This window comes from Nocardia crassostreae (assembly GCF_001613405.1).
GTDB classification, from domain to species: domain Bacteria; phylum Actinomycetota; class Actinomycetes; order Mycobacteriales; family Mycobacteriaceae; genus Nocardia; species Nocardia crassostreae.
The window spans coordinates 186,943-211,149 of record NZ_BDCH01000015.1; the positions used below are offsets into that span (position 1 = coordinate 186,943).

The 24,207-nt window shown below is 68.3% G+C and carries 17 protein-coding genes and 3 pseudogenes; 14 read left to right on the top strand and 6 right to left on the bottom strand.

The genetic code is table 11. The annotated features are described in order from the left end of the window. Positions 1-10 precede the first annotated feature (10 nt). From NC4_RS16090 to NC4_RS16145, 12 genes and pseudogenes are all read left to right on the top strand, one after another. Positions 11-757: an NADH-quinone oxidoreductase subunit C gene (locus NC4_RS16090; protein WP_067538764.1), complete on the top strand. Its 747-nt coding sequence runs from the start codon at positions 11-13 to the stop codon at positions 755-757. Further along, on the top strand, positions 757-2,088 hold the full coding sequence (gene nuoD, locus NC4_RS16095) for an NADH dehydrogenase (quinone) subunit D (RefSeq protein ID WP_067538584.1): 1,332 nt from the start codon (positions 757-759) through the stop codon (positions 2,086-2,088). The genes NC4_RS16090 and nuoD overlap by 1 nt, the downstream gene beginning before the upstream one ends. Further along, on the top strand, positions 2,085-2,780 hold the full coding sequence (gene nuoE, locus NC4_RS16100; RefSeq protein ID WP_067538587.1) for an NADH-quinone oxidoreductase subunit NuoE: 696 nt from the start codon (positions 2,085-2,087) through the stop codon (positions 2,778-2,780). The genes nuoD and nuoE overlap by 4 nt, the downstream gene beginning before the upstream one ends. Further along, positions 2,777-4,096, top strand: a complete 1,320-nt coding sequence (gene nuoF, locus NC4_RS16105) for an NADH-quinone oxidoreductase subunit NuoF (RefSeq protein ID WP_067538590.1) — start codon at positions 2,777-2,779, stop codon at positions 4,094-4,096. The genes nuoE and nuoF overlap by 4 nt, the downstream gene beginning before the upstream one ends. Continuing rightward, positions 4,093-6,561, top strand: a complete 2,469-nt coding sequence (locus NC4_RS16110) for an NADH-quinone oxidoreductase subunit G (protein WP_067538593.1) — start codon at positions 4,093-4,095, stop codon at positions 6,559-6,561. Before nuoF ends, NC4_RS16110 begins: the two co-directional genes overlap by 4 nt. Positions 6,562-6,568: 7 nt before the next feature. Next, a complete protein-coding gene (gene nuoH, locus NC4_RS16115) occupies positions 6,569-8,332 on the top strand; it encodes an NADH-quinone oxidoreductase subunit NuoH (RefSeq protein WP_067538595.1) in 1,764 nt (587 codons plus the stop codon). Beyond that, positions 8,329-9,181 (top strand): annotated as a pseudogene (locus NC4_RS16120) (NADH-quinone oxidoreductase subunit J). Before nuoH ends, NC4_RS16120 begins: the two are co-directional and overlap by 4 nt. Further along, the gene (gene nuoK / locus NC4_RS16125) at positions 9,178-9,477 is read left to right on the top strand and encodes an NADH-quinone oxidoreductase subunit NuoK (RefSeq protein ID WP_067538598.1); all 300 of its coding nucleotides are present in this window, start codon (positions 9,178-9,180) and stop codon (positions 9,475-9,477) included. The pseudogene NC4_RS16120 and the gene nuoK overlap by 4 nt, the downstream one beginning before the upstream one ends. 19 nt (positions 9,478-9,496) lie before the next feature. Then, positions 9,497-11,368: an NADH-quinone oxidoreductase subunit L gene (gene nuoL / locus NC4_RS16130; protein WP_174566858.1), complete on the top strand. Its 1,872-nt coding sequence runs from the start codon at positions 9,497-9,499 to the stop codon at positions 11,366-11,368. Beyond that, a pseudogene (locus NC4_RS16135) lies at positions 11,365-12,981 on the top strand (NADH-quinone oxidoreductase subunit M). Before nuoL ends, NC4_RS16135 begins: the two are co-directional and overlap by 4 nt. Next, positions 12,978-14,615 (top strand): NADH-quinone oxidoreductase subunit NuoN, encoded by a 1,638-nt coding sequence (gene nuoN, locus NC4_RS16140; RefSeq protein ID WP_067538603.1) that lies wholly within the window; start codon positions 12,978-12,980, stop codon positions 14,613-14,615. Before NC4_RS16135 ends, nuoN begins: the two are co-directional and overlap by 4 nt. A 113-nt stretch (positions 14,616-14,728) precedes the next feature. Further along, the gene (locus NC4_RS16145; RefSeq protein ID WP_067538605.1) at positions 14,729-15,493 is read left to right on the top strand and encodes an NAD(P)-binding domain-containing protein; all 765 of its coding nucleotides are present in this window, start codon (positions 14,729-14,731) and stop codon (positions 15,491-15,493) included. 4 nt (positions 15,494-15,497) lie between these two features. On the opposite strand, the gene NC4_RS16150 is transcribed toward NC4_RS16145, so the two are convergent. After that, positions 15,498-17,450, bottom strand: coding sequence for a CocE/NonD family hydrolase (locus tag NC4_RS16150; protein ID WP_169814813.1), 1,953 nt, complete (start codon positions 17,448-17,450; stop codon positions 15,498-15,500). Between the two features lie 168 nt (positions 17,451-17,618). Then, entirely contained in the window at positions 17,619-18,176 is a 558-nt protein-coding gene (locus NC4_RS16155) for a sugar O-acetyltransferase (protein WP_067538608.1), read from the bottom strand. Positions 18,177-18,303: 127 nt separating this feature from the next. Here NC4_RS16155 and NC4_RS16160 point away from each other — a divergent pair. Beyond that, positions 18,304-19,149: pseudogene (locus NC4_RS16160) on the top strand (TIGR03619 family F420-dependent LLM class oxidoreductase); the annotation flags it as partial. A gap of 56 nt (positions 19,150-19,205) precedes the next feature. On the opposite strand, the gene NC4_RS16165 reads toward NC4_RS16160, so the two are convergent. The 4 genes from NC4_RS16165 to NC4_RS16180 form a co-directional block, all read right to left on the bottom strand. Then, positions 19,206-21,113, bottom strand: coding sequence for a DUF4153 domain-containing protein (locus tag NC4_RS16165; RefSeq protein ID WP_245721719.1), 1,908 nt, complete (start codon positions 21,111-21,113; stop codon positions 19,206-19,208). 74 nt (positions 21,114-21,187) lie between these two features. After that, positions 21,188-22,117: a HAMP domain-containing sensor histidine kinase gene (locus NC4_RS16170; RefSeq protein ID WP_245721729.1), complete on the bottom strand. Its 930-nt coding sequence runs from the start codon at positions 22,115-22,117 to the stop codon at positions 21,188-21,190. 283 nt (positions 22,118-22,400) lie between these two features. Continuing rightward, entirely contained in the window at positions 22,401-23,090 is a 690-nt protein-coding gene (locus NC4_RS16175) for a response regulator (protein WP_157554784.1), read from the bottom strand. A gap of 72 nt (positions 23,091-23,162) precedes the next feature. Beyond that, positions 23,163-23,528 (bottom strand): hypothetical protein, encoded by a 366-nt coding sequence (locus tag NC4_RS16180; protein WP_157554786.1) that lies wholly within the window; start codon positions 23,526-23,528, stop codon positions 23,163-23,165. A 128-nt stretch (positions 23,529-23,656) separates the two neighbouring features. Here NC4_RS16180 and NC4_RS16185 point away from each other — a divergent pair, with 128 nt between their 5' ends. Continuing rightward, a complete protein-coding gene (locus tag NC4_RS16185) occupies positions 23,657-24,199 on the top strand; it encodes a TetR/AcrR family transcriptional regulator (RefSeq protein WP_281186297.1) in 543 nt (180 codons plus the stop codon). Positions 24,200-24,207: the final 8 nt, after the last annotated feature.

A 24,207-nucleotide genomic window follows, 5' to 3' on the forward strand; every position in this document is an offset into this window, starting at 1 on the left:
GGAGGACACGGTGAACGACCAACACGGGGATCGGCCGGTCGATCCCGAAGCCGCCGAGAACCCATCCGGCGCAACGGAAGCCGATGCCCCAGCCGACGAGGTGATCGGCGTGCGCACGGGCATGTTCGGCGTCTCCGGCACCGGCGACACCTCCGGCTACGGCCGCCTGGTGCGCACCATCAGCCTGCCCGGCGGCACCCCGCCCCCGTACGGCGGCTACTTCGACGAACTGGTCGCGGTCCTGCACCGCGTGCTGGAGAGCACCGGCGGCGTGCGGTTCACCGACGCCGTCGAGAAGATCGTGGTCTTCCGCGACGAGCTCACCCTGCACGTGCGCCGCGAACACCTGCCGCTGGTGGCGAAGACGCTGCGCGACAACGAGGCCCTGCGCTTCGAGCTGTGCCTGGGCGTGAGCGGCGCGCACTACCCCGACGACACCGGCCGTGAACTGCACGCGGTGTATCACCTGAACTCCATCACCCACAACCGCCGGGTGCGCCTCGAGGTGTCGGTCCCCGATGCCGATCCGCATCTGCCGTCGCTGTATTCGGTGTACCCGACCTGCGATTGGCACGAGCGGGAGACCTACGACTTCTTCGGCATCCTCTTCGACGGTCACCCCTCGCTGACCCGCATCGCCATGCCCGACGACTGGCGCGGGCATCCGCAGCGCAAGGACTACCCGCTCGGCGGGATCCCGGTCGAGTACAAGGGCGCGCGCATCCCGCCGCACGACGAGCGGAGGGCTTACTCCTAATGAACGGCACCGACATTCAGTCCCCGTCGGAGACCTCGGAACGGCCGGAGCGCACGGTCACCCTGGTCGGCAACGACTGGGACGAGATCTCCGCGACCCTGGACGGGGTCGCCGAGGAACGCATCGTCGTGAACATGGGCCCCCAGCACCCCTCCACGCACGGGGTGCTGCGCCTGATTCTCGAGATCGAGGGCGAGACCGTCACCGAGGCCCGCTGCGGCATCGGCTATCTGCACACCGGTATCGAGAAGAATCTCGAATACCGCAGCTGGGTGCAGGGCACCACCTTCGTCACCCGCATGGACTACCTCTCGCCGTTCTTCAACGAGACGGCGTACTGCCTGGGCGTGGAGAAGCTGCTCGGCATCACCGACGATATTCCCGAGCGCGCCACGGTGATTCGCGTGATGCTCATGGAACTCAGCCGCATCTCCTCGCATCTGGTGGCCCTGGCCACCGGCGGTATGGAGCTGGGCGCGCTGACGCCCATGCTGTTCGGCTTCCGTGAGCGCGAACTCATCCTCGACGTGTTCGAGACCATTACCGGTCTGCGCATGAACCACGCCTACATCCGCCCCGGCGGCGTCTCCCAGGATCTGCCCGACGACGGCGAACAGAAGGTCCGGGACCTGTTGGCGCTCATGCCCAAACGACTGCGCGATCTGGAGCTGCTGCTCAACGAGAACCCCATCTGGAAGGCCCGCACCCGCAATGTCGGGTACCTGGACCTCACCGGCTGCATGGCGCTGGGCATCACCGGCCCGGTGCTGCGCTCCACGGGGCTGCCCCACGATCTGCGCAAGGCCCAGCCCTACTGCGGCTACGAGACCTACGAGTTCGACGTCATGACCGATACCGGCTGTGACTGCTACGGCCGCTATCTCATTCGCGTCAACGAGATGAAGGAATCGCTCAAGATCGTCGAGCAGTGCCTGGACCGGCTGCGCCCCGGCCCGATCATGGTGGAGGACAAGAAGATCGCCTGGCCCGCCGACCTGGAACTGGGCCCCGACGGTCTCGGCAACTCCCCCAAGCACATCTCCAAGATCATGGGCACCTCCATGGAAGCCCTCATCCACCACTTCAAGCTGGTGACCGAGGGCCTGCGGGTGCCGCCCGGCCAGGTGTACGTGGCGGTGGAATCCCCGCGCGGCGAACTGGGCGTGCACATGATCAGCGACGGCGGCACCCGGCCCTACCGGGTGCACTACCGCGACCCGTCGTTCACGAATCTGCAAGCGGTGGCGGCCATGTGCGAGGGCGGCATGGTCGCCGACGTCATTGCCGCGGTGGCCAGTATCGATCCGGTGATGGGCGGTGTCGACCGATGACAGAGATTCTGCTGAACCTGACGACCCGGCCGATCCCGTACCCGCAGGAGGTGCACGACCGGCTGCAGCTCGAAGCCACCGAGATCATCGAGCGCTATCCGCATTCGCGCTCGGCGCTGCTGCCGCTACTGCACCTGGTGCAGTCGGTGGAGGGCTATGTGTCGGGCACCGGCATCGAATTCTGCGCCGAGCAGCTCGGATTGACCAATGCCGAGGTGACCGCGGTCGCGACCTTCTACTCCATGTACCGGCGCAACCGCACCGGCGACTTCCACGTCGGGGTGTGCACCAATACGCTGTGCGCGGTCATGGGCGGGGACCAGATCTTCGCGGAACTGAAGGAGCACCTGGGCATTCGGCACGGGGAGACGACCGCCGACGGCGCGGTCACCCTCGAGCACATCGAATGCAACGCCGCCTGCGACTACGCGCCGGTCATGATGGTGAACTGGGAGTTCTTCGACAACCAGACTCCGGAATCCGCGCGCAAACTGGTCGACGACCTGCGCCGCGGCGAGCAGGTGACCGGCTCGCGCAGCGGGATTCCACTGTGCACCTTCCGCGAGACCGCCCGCATTCTGGCCGGATTCCCGGATGCCCGCCCGGGCGCCACCGAGGGCGCAGCCGGACCCGCCACCCTCGCCGGTCTGCATGTGGCCGAACAGGATTCCACCGACGGAGGCGCCCAGTGAGCACTGCCCTCACCCCCGTCCTGTCCAAGCACTGGGCCGATCCCGACGGCTGGACCCTGGCGGCGTACCGCCGCCAGGGCGGCTACCGGGCGCTGCCCAAGGCGCTGAAGATGAATCCCGACGAGGTGATCGCCACCGTCAAGGACTCCGGTCTGCGCGGTCGCGGCGGCGCGGGCTTCCCGACCGGTATGAAGTGGGGTTTCATTCCGCAGGGCCCCGGCCCGGACGGCACCGTGAAGCCGCACTATCTGGTGGTCAATGCCGATGAGTCGGAACCCGTTACCTGCAAGGACATTCCGCTCATGCTGGCCGCCCCGCACACCCTCATCGAGGGAGTGATCATCGCGGCCTTCGCCATTCGCGCCTCGCACGCCTTCATCTATGTGCGCGGCGAGGTCGTCCCGGTGCTGCGGCGCCTGCAGGCCGCGGTCGAACAGGCGTATGCCGCAGACTATGTCGGCCGCAATATCCAGGGTTCGGGCTACAACCTGGAAATCGTGGTGCGCGCCGGTGCGGGCGCCTACATCTGCGGTGAGGAGACCGCGCTGCTGGATTCCCTCGAGGGCCGCCGCGGCCAGCCGCGCCTGCGTCCCCCGTTCCCGGCCGTGGCGGGCCTGTACGCCTACCCGACCGTGGTCAACAATGTGGAATCCATTGCGTCGGTTCCGGCGATCATCGCCAATGGCGTGGATTGGTTCCGCTCCTTCGGCACCGAGAAGTCGCCGGGCTTCACCCTGTACTCGCTCTCCGGTCACGTGACGAGACCCGGACAATACGAGGCGCCCCTCGGAATCACCCTGCGGGAGTTGCTGACATACGCGGGCGGCGTCCGCTCCGGGCACACCCTCAAGTTCTGGACCCCGGGCGGTTCCTCCACGCCCATCTTCACCGCCGAACATCTCGACGTCGCCCTCGACTACGAGGGTGTGGCCGCCGCCGGATCCATGCTGGGCACCAAGGCGCTTCAGATCTTCGACGACACCACCTGTGTGGTGCGCGCGGTGCTGCGCTGGACCGAGTTCTACGCCCACGAATCCTGCGGCAAGTGCACCCCCTGCCGCGAGGGCACCTACTGGCTGGTCCAGCTCCTCGAACGCCTGGAGAACGGCCACGGCGACGAGACCGATCTGGACAAGCTGCTCGATATCGCCGACAACATCAACGGCAAATCCTTCTGCGCCCTCGGCGACGGCGCGGCCAGCCCGATCTTCTCCTCCCTGAAGTACTTCCGCGACGAGTATGCCGAGCACATCCGCCTCGGCGCCTGCCCGTTCGACCCGGCCCGGTCCACCGCCTGGGCTGAAGGAGTGCGATGACAGCCACAGCCAACTCCACCACCGGCGGCGGCGTCACGCCCACCGATATGGTGAGCGTAATCATCGACGGCACAACGATTTCCGTGCCCGCGGGCACACTGGTGATCCGGGCCGCCGAACTCGTCGGCATTCAGATCCCCCGCTTCTGCGACCATCCGCTGCTCGATCCGGTGGGCGCGTGCCGCCAGTTCATCGTCGAGGTGGAAGGCCAGCGCAAGCCGGTGGCGTCCTGCACCATGGCGGTCGCCGACGGCATGGTGGTGCACACCCAGCTCACCTCCCCCGTGGCCGAGAAGGCGCAAGAGGGCGTGATGGAGCTGCTGCTCATCAACCACCCCCTGGACTGCCCGGTGTGCGACAAGGGCGGCGAATGCCCGCTGCAGAACCAGGCCATGTCCAACGGGCGCGCCGAATCACCGTTCGACGGGGTGAAACGCACCTATCCCAAACCGATTCCGCTGTCCTCGGCCATTCTGCTCGATCGGGAACGCTGCGTGCTGTGCGCGCGCTGCACCCGGTTCTCCCAGCAGATCGCCGGTGACCCGTTCATCGAGCTCATGGATCGCGGCGCGCTCGAACAGGTCGGCATCGCGAACGGGGAGCCGTTCGACTCCTACTTCTCCGGCAATACCGTGCAGGTGTGCCCGGTGGGCGCGCTCACCGGCAGCACCTACCGCTTCCGGGCGCGGCCGTTCGACCTGGTGTCGAGCCCGGCGGTGTGCGAGCACTGCGCCTCCGGCTGCGCCCAGCGCACCGATCACCGGCGCGGGAAGGTCATGCGCCGCCTCGCCGGTGACGATCCGCAGGTCAATGAGGAATGGAACTGCGACAAGGGGCGATTCGCCTTCACCTACGCCACCGAGCGGGACCGGCTGACCACGCCCCTGGTGCGGTCCTCGGACGGCAGCCTGCAACCCGCCTCCTGGTCGGAGGCCATTGCCGCGGCCGCGCGCGGGCTCGCCTCGGCGCACGGCAATGCCGGTGTGCTGCTGGGCGGGCGGATCACCCTCGAGGACGCCTACGCGTACTCGAAGTTCGCTCGAGTCGCCCTGGGCACCAATGACATCGACTTCCGCGCGCGCGAGCACTCCGCCGAGGAAGCCGACTTCCTGGCCGCCAAGATCGCGGGCCGGGGCGTGACCGTCGATTACGCGGCCCTGGAACGCGCGCCCATCGTCTTGCTCGTCGGGTTCGAGCCCGAAGAGGAATCGCCGATGGTGTACCTGCGGCTGCGCAAGGCGGCCCGCAAGGGATCGACCGCCGTCTACTCCCTGGCCCCGTACTCCACGCGGGGTCTGCAGCGCATGTCCGGCACCCTGCTGCCCACCGCGCCGGGCACCGAACCGCATCACATCGAGGCGCTGCGCACCGGCGAAACCGATTCCAGCACACTGGCTTACGAGGACATCAAACTCGTCGCCGCCATGCTGCGGCAGCCCGACGCCGTCATCCTGGTCGGCGAACGGCTCGGCGGCATTCCCGGCGGGCTCGCGGCCGCCGCGCGCCTCGCCGACGAGAGCGGGGCCGGGCTGGCCTGGGTCCCGCGTCGCGCCGGGGAACGCGGAGCCCTCGAAGCCGGAGCCCTGCCCGTGCTGCTGCCCGGCGGCCGTCCGGTCGCCGATGCCGATGCGCGCCAGCAGGTGCGCGACGCCTGGGGCGTCGAGGACCTCCCGGCCGTCCCCGGTCGCGACACCGGAGCCATTCTGGCCGCCGCGCCGACGCTGGGCGCACTGCTCATCGCCGGGGTCGAGGTCGGCGATATGCCCGATCCGCATGCCGCTTTGCAGGCCATCGACGCCGCCAGTTTCGTGGTCAGCATGGAGTTGCGGCGCAGCGATATCAGCGATCGCGCCGATGTGGTGTTCCCGGTCGCCTCCGCCATGGAGAAGACCGGCACCTTCCTCACCTGGGAGGGCCGTCACCGCCAATTCGATGCCGCGCTGCGCGACGCCACCGTGCGCCGCGAGGCCGCGCCCATGCCCGAGTACCGGGTGCTCGACGCCATCGCGCAGGAGATGGGCATTGCGCTCGGCCTGCCCGATGCGGCCAGCGCCCGTGCCGAACTCGCGGATCTGAGCGCCTGGAACGGACCGGCCGCCGCCACCCCGGTACACCGGCCGCATCCCATTGCCCTGCCCTCCTCGGGCACCGCGCTGCTCGCGTCGTGGCGCATGCTGCTCGACCGCGGCAAGATGCAGGACGGCGAACCCAATCTCGCGGGCACCGCGCGCCCGCCGGTGGTGCGCCTGTCCCCCGCCACCGCCGCCGAAATCGGCGCCGCCACAGGCGATCCGGTGACGGTCAGCAACGATCACGGCCAGATCACCCTCCCCTTGGTCATTACCGAGATGCCCCAGCGGGTGGTGTGGCTGCCCATGAATTCCCCTGGCTCCGACGTGCTGGTGCAGCTCGGCACCACACCCGGACACCTCGTGCGCATCCGACGGGAGGACCACCGTGAGTGATCTGAGTATGTTCGGCCACGATCCGTGGTGGCTGGTGGTGGTCAAATCCATCGGCATCTTCATCTTCCTGCTGCTGATTCCGATGCTCGCGGTGTACGCCGAACGAAAGATCGTGGCGTACATGCAGATGCGCGTCGGACCCAACCGGGTCGGCCCGCGCGGGTCGCTGCAATCCATTGCCGACGGCGTGAAGATGCTCCTCAAGGAGGACATCGTCCCGGCCATCGTGGACAAGCCGATCTTCATTCTGGCGCCGGTGATCTCGCTGATCCCGGCCGTCATGGCGTTCGCGGTCATTCCGTTCGGGCCCGAGGTGTCCATCTTCGGGGTGAACACGCCCTTGCAGCTCACCGATATGCCGGTCGGCGTGCTCTACATCCTGGCCATGGCCTCGGTCGGCGTGTACGGCATCGTGCTGGCGGGCTGGGCGTCGGGCTCCACCTATCCGCTGCTGGGCGGGCTGCGCTCCACCGCGCAGGTCATCTCCTACGAGATCGCCATGGCGCTGTGCTTCGCGGCGGTGTTCCTGCTCTCGGGCACCATGTCCACCTCCGGCATCGTGGACGCACAGTCCGGGACCTGGTACGTCTTCCTGCTGCTGCCCTCGTTCCTCATCTACGCGGTGTCCATGGTCGGCGAGACCAACCGCGCGCCCTTCGACCTGCCCGAGTCCGAGGGCGAACTGGTCGGCGGCTTCCACACCGAGTACTCCTCGCTCAAGTTCGCCATGTTCATGATGGCCGAATACATCAATATGGCAACGGTTTCCGCGCTGGCCACCACGCTGTTCTTCGGCGGCTGGCACGCGCCGTTCCCGATCAGCCTGTGGGCGGGCGCCAACTCCGGCTGGTGGCCCATGCTGTGGTTCACCGCCAAGGTGTGGGCGTTCCTGTTCGTGTTCATCTGGCTGCGCGGCACGCTGCCGCGCATGCGCTACGACCAGTTCATGAACCTGGGCTGGAAGCTGCTCATTCCGGTCTCCCTGGCCTGGGTCATGTTCGTGGCCACGCTGCGGGTGCTGCAGAACGAGGGCATGAACGTGCAGACGCCGGGCATGGTCATCGGCGGCATCGTGTTGGCGCTCTTGCTCATCGGCCTGGTGCTGCGGTCCGGGCACGCGGGCGACGACCGCACCGCGGCCGCACCCGATGCGGACGCGACCGCCATGTACTCCGATTTCCCGGTGCCGCCCATGCCGTCCGAGCCACCGGCCAAGGGACCCAAACCCGGTCTGCTGGAACCCTTGGGCGGCTTCGCGGTCACCGCGGCCACCATGTTCAAGAAGCCGAACACCGAGCTGTATCCAGAGGTGAAGACGCCGACCGCGCCGCGCTATCACGGACGGCATCAGCTCAACCGGCATCCCGACGGACTCGAGAAGTGCATCGGCTGCGAGCTGTGCGCGTGGGCCTGCCCGGCCGACGCCATCTATGTCGAAGGCGCGGACAATACCGAGACCGAACGCTTCTCCCCCGGTGAGCGGTACGGACGGGTCTACCAGATCAACTATCTGCGCTGCATCGGCTGCGGCCTGTGCATCGAGGCCTGCCCGACCCGGGCGCTCACCATGACCAACGAGTACGAGATGGCCGACGACAATCGCGCCGACCTCATTCTCGAGAAGAAGAACCTCCTCGCCCCCATGGAGCCGGGCATGGTCGCGCCGCCGCACGCCATGTACCCGGGTGCGGACGAGGGCTCCTACTACCGCGGTGAAGTCCCCGGCGCGGCAAGCGAACTCGCCGGAGCCGAAGGGGGGACCAAGGCATGAGCACGGTCCACTCGCTCGCGAATCAGGCGCAACCGGCGCAGGAACTGGTCACCCACACCGGCACCGGCGAGGCCGTCATGTTCTGGATTCTCGCCGTCATCGCCGTGGTCGGGGCGCTGGGCATGGTGAGCGCGCGCAAGGCCGTGCACTCGGCACTGTGCCTGGCCGCCACCATGATCACGCTGTCGGTGTTCTACATCGCCCAGAGCGCGCTGTTCCTGGGCGTCGTGCAGATCGTCGTCTACACCGGCGCGGTCATGATGCTGTTCCTGTTCGTGCTCATGCTCGTCGGCGTGGATTCCTCGGAATCGCTCAAGGAGACGCTGCGCGGGCATCGGCTGGCGGTGCTCATTGTCGGCGTCGGATTCGGCATGCTGCTCATCGCCGCCATCGCGCGCGGCATGTCCGCACCGAACGTCGCCGATACCGGGCCGGGCCTGGGCGGCGACAACACCATCGGGGCGCTCGCGGAACTGATCTTCCTGCAATACATCTGGGCCTTCGAGCTGACCGGCGCGCTGCTCATCACCGCCACCATCGGGGCCATGGTGCTCGCCCACCGCGAACGGTTCGGGCCGCGCACCGATCAGCGCGAACTGTCCAAACAGCGCTTCCGCGAGGGCAAGCGGGTCACGCCGCTGCCCACGCGCCCGCCACAATGCCGTCGACGCGCCCGCCCGGCTGCCGGACAGCTCCTTCGAAGAGCTCTCGGTCAGCACCATCCTGCGGCATCGCCGCGACCGCGCGCACGAGGAAGCCGCCATGCTCTCGGTCGGCAACGGCAATGGCCACAACGACTCCGGCGATGACGCGGACGGCGACGACTCCCACGAGGAAGGCTTGCGGTGAACCCGGACAACTATCTGTATCTCTCCGCCCTGCTCTTCACCATCGGCGCGGCCGGGGTGCTGGTGCGGCGCAATGCGATCGTCGTATTCATGTGCATCGAGCTCATGCTCAACGCCGTGAACCTGGCCTTCGTCACCTTCGCCCGGCTGCACGGCAACCTCGACGGGCAGGTGTTCGCCTTCTTCACCATGGTGGTCGCCGCCGCCGAGGTCGTGGTCGGCCTGGCCATCATCATGACCATCTTCCGCGCCCGCCGCTCGACCTCGGTCGACGACGCCAACCTGCTGCGGTACTGACATGGATACCGCACAGATGATGCTGTGGCTGCTGCCCGCACTGCCCCTGGCCGGGGCCGTCCTCCTGCTGCTGCTCGGCAAATACAGCGACAAGTGGGGGCATCTGCTCGGGTGCGTGATTGCGCTGGCGTCCTTCGGGGTGGCGGCGTGGGCGTTCACCGAGATGCTCGGGCGCGCCGATCCCGAACGGGCCGTGCACTACAACCTGTTCAGCTGGGTGCCGGTGACCGGGCTCGAGGTGGATTTCGCGCTGCAACTGGATCAGCTGTCGATGTGCTTCGCGCTGCTGATCACCGGGGTCGGCTCGCTCATCCACATCTACTCCATCGGGTACATGTCCGATGATCCGGAACGGCGGCGATTCTTCGCCTACCTCAACCTGTTCCTGTCGGCCATGCTCGTGCTCGTCCTGGCCGACAACTTCCTGGTGCTGTACCTGGGCTGGGAGGGCGTGGGTCTCGCCTCGTACCTGCTCATCGGGTTCTGGTACCGCAAGCCCTCGGCCGCCACGGCGGCCAAGAAGGCGTTCATCGTCAACCGCGTCGGCGATATGGGACTCGCCATCGCCCTCATGGTCATGTTCGCGACCTTCGGTTCCGTCGACTTCCAGACGGTGTTCGGGGCGGCCGATCAAGCGGGGAGCGGAACCCTCACGGCTATCGGACTTCTGCTGCTGCTCGGCGCGTGCGGCAAGTCCGCGCAGGTGCCGCTGCAATCCTGGCTCGGCGACGCCATGGAGGGTCCGACCCCGGTGTCGGCGCTCATCCACGCGGCCACCATGGTCACCGCCGGTGTGTACCTCATCGCACGCTCCGGGCCGATCTTCGATCTCGCGCCCGGCGCGCAGGCGGCGGTCATGGCGGTCGGTGCGGTCACGCTGCTCTACGGCGCGATCATCGGCTGCGCCAAGGACGACATCAAGAAGGCCCTCGCCGCCTCGACCATGAGCCAGATCGGGTACATGATCCTGGCCGCCGGTCTCGGACCGGTCGGCTATGCCGCGGCCATCATGCATCTGCTCACGCACGGATTCTTCAAGGCCGGACTGTTCCTCGGCGCGGGCTCGGTCATGCACGCCATGGACGACGAAACCGATATGCGGCGCTACGGCGGACTGCGCAAGCTGCTGCCGATCACCTATGTCACCTTCGGATTCGGCTATCTCGCCATCCTCGGAGTGCCGCCCTTCGCGGGCTTCTTCTCCAAGGACCGGATTATCGAAGCGGCCTTCGCGCACGGCGGATTCGGCGGCATCGTCACCGGATTGGCGGCCCTCGCCGGTGCGGGCATCACTGCCTTCTACATGACCCGCGTCATGCTGTTCACCTTCTTCGGCGAACGGCGCTGGAAGGAAGGCACCCATCCGCACGAGGCGCCCGCCTCCATGACCGGGCCCATGATCCTCCTCGCGATCGGGTCCGTCGCCTCCGGCGGGCTGCTGGCTTACGGTTCGGCACTGCAGAATTGGCTGGAACCGGTGGTCGGCTCCCATCACGGCGAACCCATCATCCCGGTGTGGGCCATCACCTTCTTCGCCCTGGCCGTCGTGGCCGCGGGCGTGTGGGTGGCCTACGACCAGTACGCGCACCACGAGATCCCGAAGGTCGCCCTGGCGGGCACGCCGCTCACCGAGGCCGCGCGCAAGGACCTCTACGGCGACGACTTCAACGAAGCCGCCTTCATGCGGCCGGGCCAGCATCTAACCCGCTCGCTGGTGTTCGTCGACAATCGCGGCATCGACGGACTGGTCAACACCACCGCCGCCGTCATCGGCGGACTGTCCGGCCGAATCCGCCGTGTCCAAACCGGTTTCGTGCGCTCCTACGCCCTGTCCATGTTCACCGGCGCGGCCCTGGTGGCCGCCGCCCTGCTGGCGGTGAGGTTGTTTTGAGTGACTTTCCCTGGCTGACAACGCTGTGGGTGGTTCCGCTGGCCGGAGCCGCGCTGGTACTGCTGTTCCCCGTCGCGTGGCGGACGGCGGCGCGGTCGTTCGCGCTGGCGGTCTCGCTGGGCACGCTCGGGGTCGGGATCTGACTCGCCGTCGAATTCCAACCCGGCGGGGAGCACTACCAGTTCGTCGAATCCCACCAGTGGATACCGGCTTCCGGGGCCGGATACACCCTCGGGCTCGACGGCATCGCGCTGGTGCTGGTGCTGCTCACCGCCGGACTGGTGCCGTTGCTCATACTCGCCGGATGGCAGGACGAGCGGGAGGTCGGCTCCGGGCGGCGGGTCGCGCACTACTACATGGCGCTCACCCTGGTCGTCGAGGCCATGGTGCTGATCTCCTTCGTGGCCTTGGACATTCTGCTGTTCTACGTGTTCTTCGAGGTCATGCTCATCCCGATGTACTTCCTCATCGGCGGCTTCGGGCCGCGCGCCGAGGATGCGGCCATCCGAGCGCAGCGCTCGCGGGCGGCGGTGAAGTTCCTGCTGTACAACCTGTTCGGCGGGCTCATCATGCTGGCGGCGGTCATCGGGCTGTATGTGCTCACCGCGCGCGAGGGACTCGGCAAGGACGGCAACGGGACCTTCGATTTCCGGGCCGTCATGGAGGCCGCCAACTCCGGGCAGCTGGGCGCCGGGCCGGTGGTGCTCAACGCCCTGTTCCTCGGATTCATGTTCGCGTTCGCGGTGAAAGCGCCGCTGTGGCCGCTGCACACCTGGCTGCCCGATGCCGCCGTGGCCGCCACCCCGGCCAGCGCGGTGCTCATGATGGCCATCGTGGACAAGGTCGGCACCTTCGGCATGCTGCGCTACTGCCTGCTGCTGTTCCCGGATTCGTCCTCCTACTACGCGCCGGTGATCAGCGTGCTCGCGGTGATCGGCATCATCTACGGCGCGCTGCTGGCCATCGGGCAGACCGATGTCATGCGGCTCATCGCCTACACCTCGATCTCGCACTTCGGGTTCATCATTCTGGGCATCTTCGCGCTCACCACCCAGGGCGGGACCGGGGCGACGCTGTACATGGTCAACCACGGCATCTCCACGGCGGCGCTGTTCCTCATCGCCGGATTCCTGGTGTCGCGCAGGGGAACCCGGCTCATCGCCGAATACGGCGGGGTGCAGAAGGTGGCGCCGGTGCTGGCCGGAACCTTCTTCATCGCCGGTCTGGCCACGCTGTCGCTGCCCGGGCTGGCGCCGTTCGTGAGTGAATTCCTGGTCCTCATCGGCACATTCACCCGCTACCCGGTCGCCGCCGTCTTCGCCGAGTCGGCGCTGGTGCTGGCCGCGCTGTACGTGCTGTGGATGTGCCAGCAGATGATGACCGGTCCGGTCAAGCCCGGCAACGAACGCCTCTACGACCTGCTCCCCCGCGAACTCGTGGTGGTGGTGCCGCTCATCGGCGCGCTGCTGTTCCTCGGCTTCTATCCGAAACCCGTACTGGACACCATCGATCCGGCCGTGGCCCACACCCTCACCACCATCGGCCAGCACGATCCGGCGCCCGCGGTGCAACCGGAGGCCGCCCAGACGCAACCAGGAGGCGGACACAAATGAGTGCACCCCTGATCCTCACCGCAGCAGCGCCGGATATGCGGCTCGCCGCAGCGGTACCCGCGCCGCCCATCGAATACCGTGAGCTCTCCCCCATGCTCATCGTCTTTGGGGTCGCGGTCGCCGCGGTGCTGGTGGAAGCGTTCGCGCCCAGGCGATCCCGCTATCTGGTGCAGGTGATTCTGGCGCTGGGCGGTATGGGTGTGGCGCTCGGCGCGGTCATCGGATTGCGCGGCACCAATTCGACCGCGGCGGTCGGCGCGGTGGCCATCGACGGGGTGACCCTGTTCCTGCAGGGCGCCATTCTGGTGGTTTCCATCCTCGGTGTTCTGTTCATCGCCGAACGCCGCGCGGATCGGATGCCGATTCGCCGGGAAGGTCCGGGCACCTGGAGTCTGACGGCCTCACGCGGGGTGGACGCGTTCACCCCGCAGGCGGCCGCCACGCCGGGCAGCTCCGACGAAATCGCCGCCACCCGAGCGGGAGTCGCCACCACCGAGGTCTTCCCGCTCATGCTGTTCGCGGTCGCCGGGCTCATGCTCTTCCCGGCGTCCAACGACCTGCTGACCATGTTCATCGCGCTCGAGGTGCTCTCGCTGCCGCTGTATCTGCTGTGCGGGCTGGCACGGCGCCGCCGGTTGCTGTCCCAGGAAGCGGCGCTGAAATACTTCCTGCTGGGCGCGTTCTCGTCGGCGTTCTTCCTCTACGGCATGGCCCTGCTCTACGGCTATGCCGAGACCGTCCGGTTCTCCGGTATCGCCGACGCGGTCGCCCGCGACACCACCGACTCGCACACCCTGGCCATTCTCGGTGTGGCGATGCTGGCGGTCGGCCTGCTCTTCAAGATCGGCGCGGTGCCGTTCCAGTCCTGGGTGCCCGATGTGTACCAGGGCGCGCCCACCGCGGTGACGGCCTTCATGGCCGCGGCCACCAAGATCGCGGCGGTCGGGGCGCTGCTGCGCATCCTCTACATCGCGGTACCCGGCCTGCGCGACGACTGGCGGCCCATTCTCGCGGCCGTCGCCATCGCCACCATGGTGGTCGGCGCGGTGCTGGCCATCACGCAGACCGATATGAAGCGCATGCTGGCGTATTCCTCTGTCGCGCATGCGGGTTTCATTCTCACCGCCCTGGTCGCCGCCAATGACGCGGGCGTGTCCTCCACCCTGTTCTATCTGGCGGTCTACGGCCTCGGCACGCTCGGCGCCTTCGCCGTGGTGAGCCTCGTCCGCGACGAGAACGGCGACGAGGCGACGGCGCTGCGCGCCTGGGCGGGCATGGGCCGCCGCTCCCCCTGGCTCGCCTGCATCTTCTCCCTGTTCCTGCTGTCCATGGCGGGCATCCCGCTGACCAGCGGCTTCATCGCGAAGTTCGCGGTCTTCGAGGCCGCGTCCTCGGGCGGCGCGGTACCCCTGGTGATCGTCGGCGTCGTCACCAGCGCCATTGCCGCCTTCTTCTACATCCGCGTCATCGTCCTCATGTTCTTCACCGATCCCCCCACCACCCCACCGACTCTCGTGTATCCGACCCTCACCACCACGGTCATCGCCTTGACCGCGGCGGCCACCCTGGTGCTCGGCATCTTCCCCCAGCCCCTGCTGGACCTCGCCGACAAGGCCGCCACCCTCACCCGCTGACCCGCATCCCCGAAAGGCCCGCCGCGATTCGCGGCGGGCCTTTTCGCATCCGGCGCCGGGCAGTCACACTACTGGAGGCACGTGACAACCGAGCAGTACGGAGGGACACGAGAGTGAAGCGGATCGGCATTATCGGGGTCGGCGAGATCGGGCGGGCGATCGTGGACGGGCTCCTGGGTGGAGACGACGACGCGCCGGAGGTGTTCCTCTCCCCGCGCGGTGCCCGGGCGGCCGCGGAACTGGCCGGGCGATACGAAGCCGTCCGGGTGTGCGCCGATAACCAAGAGGTGGTGGACCGTTCGGAGCTGGTGTTGATTGCCGTGCGGCGTGCGGACCGGCACGAGGCGCTCGCGGGACTGCGGGTGGGCGCGGACAAGATCGTGATCAATGTGATGGCGGGCGTCGGGAACGACGACCTGCGTGCGACATTGGGCACCGACGCGCCGCTGGTGCGGGCGATTCCCTTGCCCGCCATCCGGGACCGGCGCTCGGTCACGGTGACCTATCCGTCGCATCCGGTGGTGGATTCGCTGTTCGACGGACTCGGCGGGGCGCTTCCGGTGGCGGATGAGGCGGCCTTCAACGTGCTCTCCGCACTGACCGGAACCCTGACCACCCATTACTCCTATCTCGCCACCCTCGCCTCCTGGGCGGCAGGGCACGGCATCGCCGCCGACGACGCGGATGGCTACGTGCGCAGCCTCTTTCAGGGCGTCGGCCGGTCGCTGAGCGACGAGACCCGGTCGTTGCACCGGCTAGCGGCCGATCACAAGACGCCCAACGGCAGCAATGAGCGCATCCGCACGACCTGGTTCACGCCCGCCAATGCCGAAGCCCTCGAGACGGCGCTCGATGATCTCCTCGCCGACCTGAAATAGCGAATCAGGCGGATTCGCCAGGGATTTCGGTGGCCAGCGGCGTGGCGAGGAAGGTGAGGCGGCTGGGGTGGCGGGGGTCGAGGACGATGGTCTGGTCCTCGATGTGGCGGGAGACGGCCGGGGTCAGGAAATAGCGAGGCCAGCTGGTACGCGTGACCGCCACCCGCAGCCGGTGGCCGGTGCGCAGGACCGCTTCGGTGGGTGTGAGGTCGATATCGAGATCGTGTGGGAGACCGGGTTTCACCGGGAGGACGGACTCGGCGGTCAGCGGGTGGTCGGGGACGAGCAGTTCACCGTCGCGGTAGTCGCTGGTGGTTTCGTTGATGGCGCGGCGGGTGGAGCGCAGGGCGCCGCGGGCAATGACGGTGGAGGCGCCGTCGGGGCCGACATCGCAGACGGTGACGGCCCAGAAGGCGTCGGCGCCGCCGGTGACCACCCGCAGGTGCAAGTTGAGCGGGCCGGAGACGAGCAGGTCGGCGAGCATGGGCTCGCTGGTGAAGGTGGCGGCCGCGGCCTCGTGGGCGCGGTCGTCGACCGACCAGTCGCGGCCGAGCAGGGTGGGCAGGCCCATGAGGATCCAGCTGCTGGTCTGCGAGGCGATGGTGGGGCGCTTGCGGGGCAGGCGAATTCGATGCGTGTACCGGTCCGGGTGCGCGCCGAGAGAGCCGTCGGAGGCGGCGTGCGGGGCGGTCCCGCTGGAGTGCGCCGAGAGCTGCCAGGTGTGCACGCGGGCGGCGGGATGCGGGTAGTCGTCGCGGCTGACCCAGTCGCCGCCGAGCTGGCGCACGGTGACCGGCCCATAGGCGTCGATGCCATTGTCGATGCCCTTCACCCAGCGGTCGAAGAAGGCGCATTGCAGCTCGTCGAGGCGCTGCGGGTGATCCGGACTGCCGAAACCGGTGCCGGGGCCGACGTGATAGCTGTCCTCGACCACGAGTTGGGCTGCGCCGGAAGGCAGTTGGAGACGCCGGTGCAGGGCTGGCGCGGAGCGGGCGAACACATCGTGCCAACCCGCGTGGATCCAGGTGGCGGCGGTGAAGTTCTCCAGATCGGGACGGCGGGCGCGCGCGTCGTCGTTGTAGTAGTGCTCGCGATGCCGGTCGTCGACCATGGCTCCGGCGATATCGGACAGGCGGGTGAAAGGACTGGCCAGGCGATCACGCAGATAGCGCGGGGCGGCACCGGATTTCAACAGGCCGGGCACCGACGGCAGCCACTTCATGCCATTGACGGCGGCGAACCAGGCCAGGGTGAACGTGGATTGGGCTCCGCCGGTGGGAATGATGTCGCGGGTGGGGTCCTCGGAGCCGGCGAGCGCGAAGACGGCCTTCAGGCCGGGCGGGCGATGCCCGGCGGTCTGCAGCGCGGTGATGGCCAGGTAGGAGATGCCGGTCATGGCCAGATCGCCGTCGCACCACGGCTGCTCACGCACCCAGTTGAGGACTTCGAGATGGTCGCGCTGCTCGCGCTCGGACATGATCTCCATACGACCGGTGGAGGTTCCGGTGCCGTGCACGTCCACGGCGACGTGCACATAGCCGCGCGAGACCAGAGTTCGGCTGGCGCGCACCGATTCCAGCGCACCGCCGCCGAGGGCGCGCAGCATTTCCCGGCCGCCCGCGCGGCCGTGGGAGGAGGGCGGGACGACGCGGTAGACCAGCGGCCCGAATGCCGACACCACATTGATGAGCGGATTGGCGCGGGTCATCAGCGTCTTGTTGTACGGCGTGAGGGTAATGACGGCGGGCAACGGATCGGTGACCGGTGCGCCGTGCCGGTCGGCGGGGCGGGTGATGTCGGCGGAGAGAATCGTGCCGTCGCTCAACTCGATTCCGGCGCCGCGATGCAGATGGATACGCGGATACCGGACCGGTTGCAGCGGGAACCGCGCATTCGGCGGGAGGGCAATGCCGCGCGCGGCGGGCGAGGTCGACGACAAGTCGTGCGGATGCGCCATGATTCGGCTCCTTTGCCGATGCGGCCCGCCACCACGCGGGCGCGTTGTCTGAGACGGTAGCGGGCCGCCGGGCATCCTGTCACTACGGCAATGCGCTCGAGAACGGATCGCGCTCTTGTGCAGCGTGACAGTCGTTGATCCGTTGCCGGACAGTGACTTTCGCGAGACTCACAGGGTGCGGATGACGCGGGCGGGATTGCCAGCGGCGAACACCTTTTCGGGCAGGTCCTTGGTGACGACGCTGCCCGCGCCCACAACGGTGTTCGCGCCGATGGTCACGCCGGGGCATACGATCACTCCGCCACCCAGCCACACATTGTCACCGATCGTGATGGGCGCGGCGGTTTCCCAGCGTTGGCGACGCAGCTCGTGGTCCTCCATCGGGTGCAAGGCGGTCAGCAGTTGGGCGCGCGGGCCGATGGAGACATCATTGCCGATGGTGATGGGCGCGCAGTCCATGAGAATGGCGTCGTAGTTGAGGAAGCTGTTGTCGCCCAGGCGAATCAGATACCCGTAGTCGCATTGGAAACGCGGCATGATCCACGAACCCTCCCCGATCGCGCCGAGCAGATCCTCCAGGATGGTGCGGCGTTGCGCGTCCTCCCCCGCGCCGGTCGCATGGAATTTGTCCAGCAGCTGCTGACACCGCTGCCGCTCGGCGACGAGGACGGGATCGTTGTCGCGGTAGAGCTCGCCAGCCAGCATGCGGTCTTTATGTTCGCTCACGATCCCATCATGCGTGCATCACCGCGCGCTCCGCCGCCGCGGGGGCGCGGGACATCCTCTGGTATCCAGGAAGACGTGAAAATCGGCTTCTCTCTCCCAGCACGGTCCGCAGGCACGCGAAGGCGCGAAGATCGCGCGGTTGGCGGGCGAACTCGAACGCGCGGGTGCGGACAGCCTCTGGGTGGGTGAGCGGCTGATCGCGGCCACCAATCCGAAGGTCGGCTACGCGGGCAAGGACACCATTCCCGACGAGTTCAATCTCGTGCTGGATCCGTTCCTGGTGCTCGGGCTGGCCGCGGCGAACACCGAGCGGGTGCGGCTGGGCACCAATGTGCTGATCGCGCCGCTGCACCCGCCCGCCCTGCTGGCACGGTCGCTGACCACCCTGGATGTGGCCAGCAATGGCCGACTGGTGCCGGGCTTCGGGATCGGGTGGTCGCCGGAGGAGTATGAGGCGGCCGGGGTGCCGTTCACGCACCGCGGGGCGCGCCTGGACGAGACCCTCGACGCCCTGGAAGCCATCAGGACCACCGATCCGGCCGGATATCGGGGACGGTTCGTGACGGTGCCGGAGCATCGCAGCGAATTGAAGCCGGTGCAGCGGCCGCGGCCGCCGATTCACTTGGGCGCGTTCAGCGCCGAGGGCCTGGCGCGCATCGGGCGGCGCGGCGACGGCTGGCTGCCGGTGGTGCCGGTGCCCGGCCCGCCCGGATGGGGCAAGCAGTTGCTGCAGCTGCGGGCCGTCATCGACCAAGCCGCCGTGACGGCCGGGCGCGATCCACAGGCCATCTCCACGATCGTGCGCGTGAATGTCGCGGCGGGCACCGACATGAGCCTGGTTGCCGACACCATCGAACAGGTCGCCGCCGACACCGGATTCGACGATTTCTTCATCGACCTCATGTACGTCTGCGATTCGGTCTACGCGACCTTGGCGACCGCGCTCGGGCTGCTGGAACGCCTGCGCCGCTGACGGGCCCGCCTCGGCACGGTGGCCGCGCCGCTCGCACGGCAGCGCGGCCACCGAACTCAGCGCGCGGCCGTGCGCGACCAGTTCCAGCCCTGCCAGGTGTCCGAGTCGAACATGCCGTCGCGAATCGCCGCGGCGATCAGCCCGCGCTGCGGTTCGGGCAAGCGGTCGACGGCGGGCAGCGCATCGGCGGACAACTCACCCAGGTAATCGATATCGAGGTCCTGCGTGATCTCCCGGCTGCCGCTGCCGGTGCCCACCTCCACGGTCGTGCCCGAGAGCCAGCGATCGATATTCCGGTCGGCGATGAGCCCCTCCGGATTCACCAGGGCCAGCCCCAGCAGGGTCGCCGCACCCTCGCCCACCGCGGCGCGCGGCACCCAATCCCGGCGCAGCCGCACCAGACTGGCCAGCACCAGCAGATAGACCAGCCCGATCCACACCTCGAACACCTCCACCAGCAGCCGCAGCACCGTGAACCCGTACGCCTGCTGATAGGTCCACATCCGATGCAGTGCCGAGGCCACGATCACCAGCGTCAGCACGCTCACCGCCGCCACCACGATCCGCAGCCACCGCCGATCCCCCGCCGATTCCTGCGCCGCCCACGCCTGCACCACCGCGATCACGCCCAGCGTCAACATGCTCACGATCGACAGCTGCCAGAACCCGCTCCGGGCGTACTCCGCATACGTCAGCTCCGCCGTCCGCTGTACATACCCGTTCCCCCCGAACAACACCGCCAGCTGCGTGGCCACGAACACCGCGAACACCACGGTCAACACGCCCAGCGGCAGCCCCCACTCCAGCCGCGACCAGCGCTTCCGAACCAGCCGCCCCGCAACCGATTCCGTCTCCCCCGCCACCGGCGGCGGCCCCGCCAGCAGATACAGCGCCCCCGCCGCGCCCAACCCCGCCACGGTGAACACGAACCCCCACCGCACCACCGAATCCGCGTCGAACTCCGGAATCACACTCTCGACCAGCCGCGCGAACACCGCATCGGCCCCCGCGAGCAATGGCACGAACACCGCCAGCACGATCACCGTCGCCAGCACCGACCACCCCACCCGCTGCGTCGACGACACCCGCCACCCCCGCACCCGCTGCATCCCCCGATACACCCACGGCACCGCCAGCACCGCCAGCACCGCCGACACCGGCACCGCCACCATGTCGAACACCACCCCGTACACCGACCGCCGCACCACCGCCAGCGATCCGGCCACGGCAGCCCCCACCAGGCACGACGCGACCAACCACTCCTCCGCCCGGAAGGCGCCCACCGCCAACAGCCCCACCGCGATCACGGTCCACCACACCGGCGCCCACCGCCGCACCGAGAACGTCGAATCCCCGCCTGCCCCAGTCACACCCACCCCTGTGGCCGACGCCCTCGATACGGGCTCGACACCCGACTCCGAGACCGGCGGCGCCGCAGCCCCTCCCACCGCTTCAGCGGAGATGACATCGTCCGCCTCGGCCGCCGGGCGGGCGGCGCGGCGCGCGATGCGGTCCACCGTGTATATCGCGCCGACCGTTGCCAGGCCCGCGAGGACCCAGCCGATGCCGGGGCGGTCGAGCGGGATGAACACGGCCGCGGCTGTGCCTGTGAAGACGGTGGCGAGCAGAGCACCGCGGGGCATGGGCACACGCGTCGATCGGGGCGGGACGCGCGGTGGCAGTGGGGCTCTCGGGTAAGGCGCGGGGCCGAACAGGTCCTGGGAGACGTTTCCGTTGCCGCTGGCAGCCGGTACTTCGGTATCGTGCGATGTCGCCGAGGGTGCCGGGCGCTTCTCCGAGACGGCCACCGCGACTTGCGGATTCGCCGCAGCCGGTGCGGCGGCGTCCTCGGCCGCGCCACGGGGCGTGAGGCGCTGGATCGGCATGACCGGCGGGCGTTTTCGCTTGGGCCGAGCGGCCGGGGCCGGATTATCGGGTTCGGATGGGTTCGTGGTGTCGGGCATGGGTACTCCGTTTTGGGTGTGCGGGACCGTCCCGGCGACCGGATGGGCCGAGAGGTGGTTGCCTGTACTTCGGTTCAGGTGGTGGGGAGGGTTACTCGGATGCGGGAACCCGGGTCGGCGACGGCGATGGTGCCGCCGTGGAGTTCGACTATCCAGCGAGCAATGGCCAGGCCGAGGCCGGTGCCGCCATTGGTGGTGCGGCCGCGGGCGAACCGTTCGAAGACGCGGGCGCGTTCGGCGAGCGGGATGCCGGGGCCTTCGTCCTGGACTTCGATGACGACCTGACCGGGGCGGGTGTGGGCTTCGATCCGGACTTCGCCGTGGGCCAGACCGTGACGGGTGGCATTGTCCAGGAGGTTGAGCAGGACCTGGTGCAGGCGGGCGCTGTCGGCGCGGACCAGCAGCCCGGGATCGGCGAGGTGAATGGTGAACCGGACGGGGCGGTCGACGGCGGCGGCCATGACCTCGGCTTCGGCGACGACCTCCTTCAGCAGGGGCTCCAGCGGGGTGGTTTCCAAGTCCAGGCGCACGGCCCCGGCTTCGATGCTCGACAGCGCCAGCAGTTCCGACACCAGCAGGCTCAGGCGCTCGGTCTGCGCGAGCGCGGTGCGCAGCGTTGCCGGATCGGGTTCGGCGACACCGTCGACCAGGTTCTCCAGCACCGCGCCCAATGCCGTGATGGGCGTGCGCAATTCATGGGACACATTGGCGATGAAGTCGCGCCGCTGCTGGTCGGCCGCGGCGAGATCGGCGGCCATCTGGTTGAACGCCTCCGCGAGCTGACCGACCTCGTCACGGGAGGTGGCGCGCACGCGATGCGAATAATCGCCCTGGGCCATGCGTTTGGCGGCGGCGGTCATCTGCCGCAGCGGCAGGGTCATGCCGTGGGCGAGAATCTGCGACAGCAGCAGCGCGATGAGCATGGCGTAGACGGTGGTTCGCTGCGGCAGCCAGCCGATGACCCAGCCGAAATAGCCGAACGCGGCGGCGCCGGAACCCACCATGAGAATGGCCAGCTTCAGTTTGATCGACCGAACCCGGTCCAATGGCCGGGGCAGCCACGCGGAGAGCCGGTCGGCCAGCGTGCGCAGCCGCGAGTCGGCGGGAATCAGCTCGGGCCCGCTCATCGTTCGTCTCCGCGACCGCGACGGCGCGGGCCCAGCGGCGAGACCGGTGTGGCACAACCGCGCCCGCCGGGATCCGCGCTCCGGGCCGTCGCGCGACGATCACCGGGATATCGTGTCCGCTGCGGGTTCTCGCACACCGCGCGCCGTCCCGGTTGCGGCCTCATCGAGTCTCCAAGGCGTAACCGACACCGTGCACGGTGCAGATCAGGTCCGCGCCCAGTTTGCGGCGCAGCGCTTTGATGTGCGAGTCGACCGCGCGGGTCCCCGACGCGTCGGCCCACCCCCACACCTCGCTGAGTAATCGCTCGCGCGCCAGCACCGTGCGCGGCCGCCGCGCCAGATGCACGAGCAGCTCGAATTCCAGTGGCGTGAGCTGTGTTTCGGCATCCGCGCGCCACACCCGCCGTTGATCGATATCTATCCGCAGATCACCCACGACCAGCGCCGCACCCGGTTCGGCGGTGCGCTCGACCCGGCGCAGCAGCGCATGCACCCGGGCGGCCAGCACCCGCATGGAGAACGGCTTGGTCAGATAGTCGTCCGCCCCCACCCCCAGCCCGACCAGCATATCGGTCTCATCGGTCCGCGCCGTCAACATGAGCACCGGCACCGGACGCCGAGCCTGAATACGACGGCACACCTCGAGCCCGTCGAACCCGGGCAGCATGACATCGAGCACCACCAGATCCGGATCCAGACTCTCGGCCGCCGCCACCCCCGCGGGCCCGTCGTGCGCCAGATCCACCGTGAACCCTTCCGCACGCAGACGCGCGGCAACCGACTCCGCGATGGTGGGTTCGTCCTCCACCACCAGAATCCGCCGCGCGGTGCGCTGCTGGCTGTGTTCCATGCAGGTGACCCTACGAGGTGGGCGTGGAGATGGGTTGCACCGATTGTGGAGATCGTGTGGAGACCCGCCTTCTCACGTCCAGAAACCGCGGTACAGCAGGTAGAAGCCGAACGCCGAGGCCAGCGCCATATAGACGTAGACGACCACCGCATGATCATTCGTCTTGCGGACCGCGGTGCGCGCGAAGCCGAGCTCGTAGAACCGCACGAAGCCCTTGATCACATTGACCCATCCCATCGCGGTCAGCACACCGACCAGCCCCCACTCCCATCGGTGTTCCACCGCGAGCGAGGCCGCCCCGGTGACAAGGCTGATCAGCCCGGACAGGATCACGAACTGCTCGTTCTCCTTGACCCGCAACAACGCGTCGTAGAACTGCCTGCTCGTGAGCGCGGGCAGATAGGTGCCCACGGTGATCAGGCCCCAGAAGATTGCCAAGTCGTGTGAGTCCACAGGCCCCCCTATGGTCGCTCGGTTCAGTTCGCCGGCGACGCCTCCGCCGCGAACTGACTTACCGGAAGGTAAGCCTAGCACTTACCTTCCGGTAAGTCAGCTACTGTGGTCAGGTGGCCCGATCAACACCTTCCACTCGCGAGCGCATACAAGAGGTGGCGCTCGAGATGTTCGCGCGGCAGGGTGTGCAGCGCACCAGCCTGCAACAGATCGCGAATCGTCTCGGAATCACGAAACCGGCGCTCTACTACCACTTCTCGTCACGGGAGGACCTGGTGCGCAGCATCGTGCAACCGGTGATTCGGGAGGGCGAGGAACTGGTGGCGAGCCACGAGCGCCGAGACAGCGTGGACGTGCCCGAACTCCTGGCGGACTACTTCGACTTCCACTACCGCCACCGCGACAAACTCATGCTCGTCCTCGCCGAGCTGCGGATCCTGGGCGACCCCGAACCCATCGACGCGGCACTGAACTGGCGCCGCCGATTGGTCACCCTCGTGTTCGGACCGAACCCCACCCTCGACCAATCGGCCCGAGCGATCATGGCATTCGGCGGAATCCAGGACTGCTGCCTCCAACTCGCCGACACCGCACACGACCAACTACGCCCGGCCGCGGTCGAAGCCGCGCTGGCAGCGCTCGGAACGACAACGTAAGCCGCTCA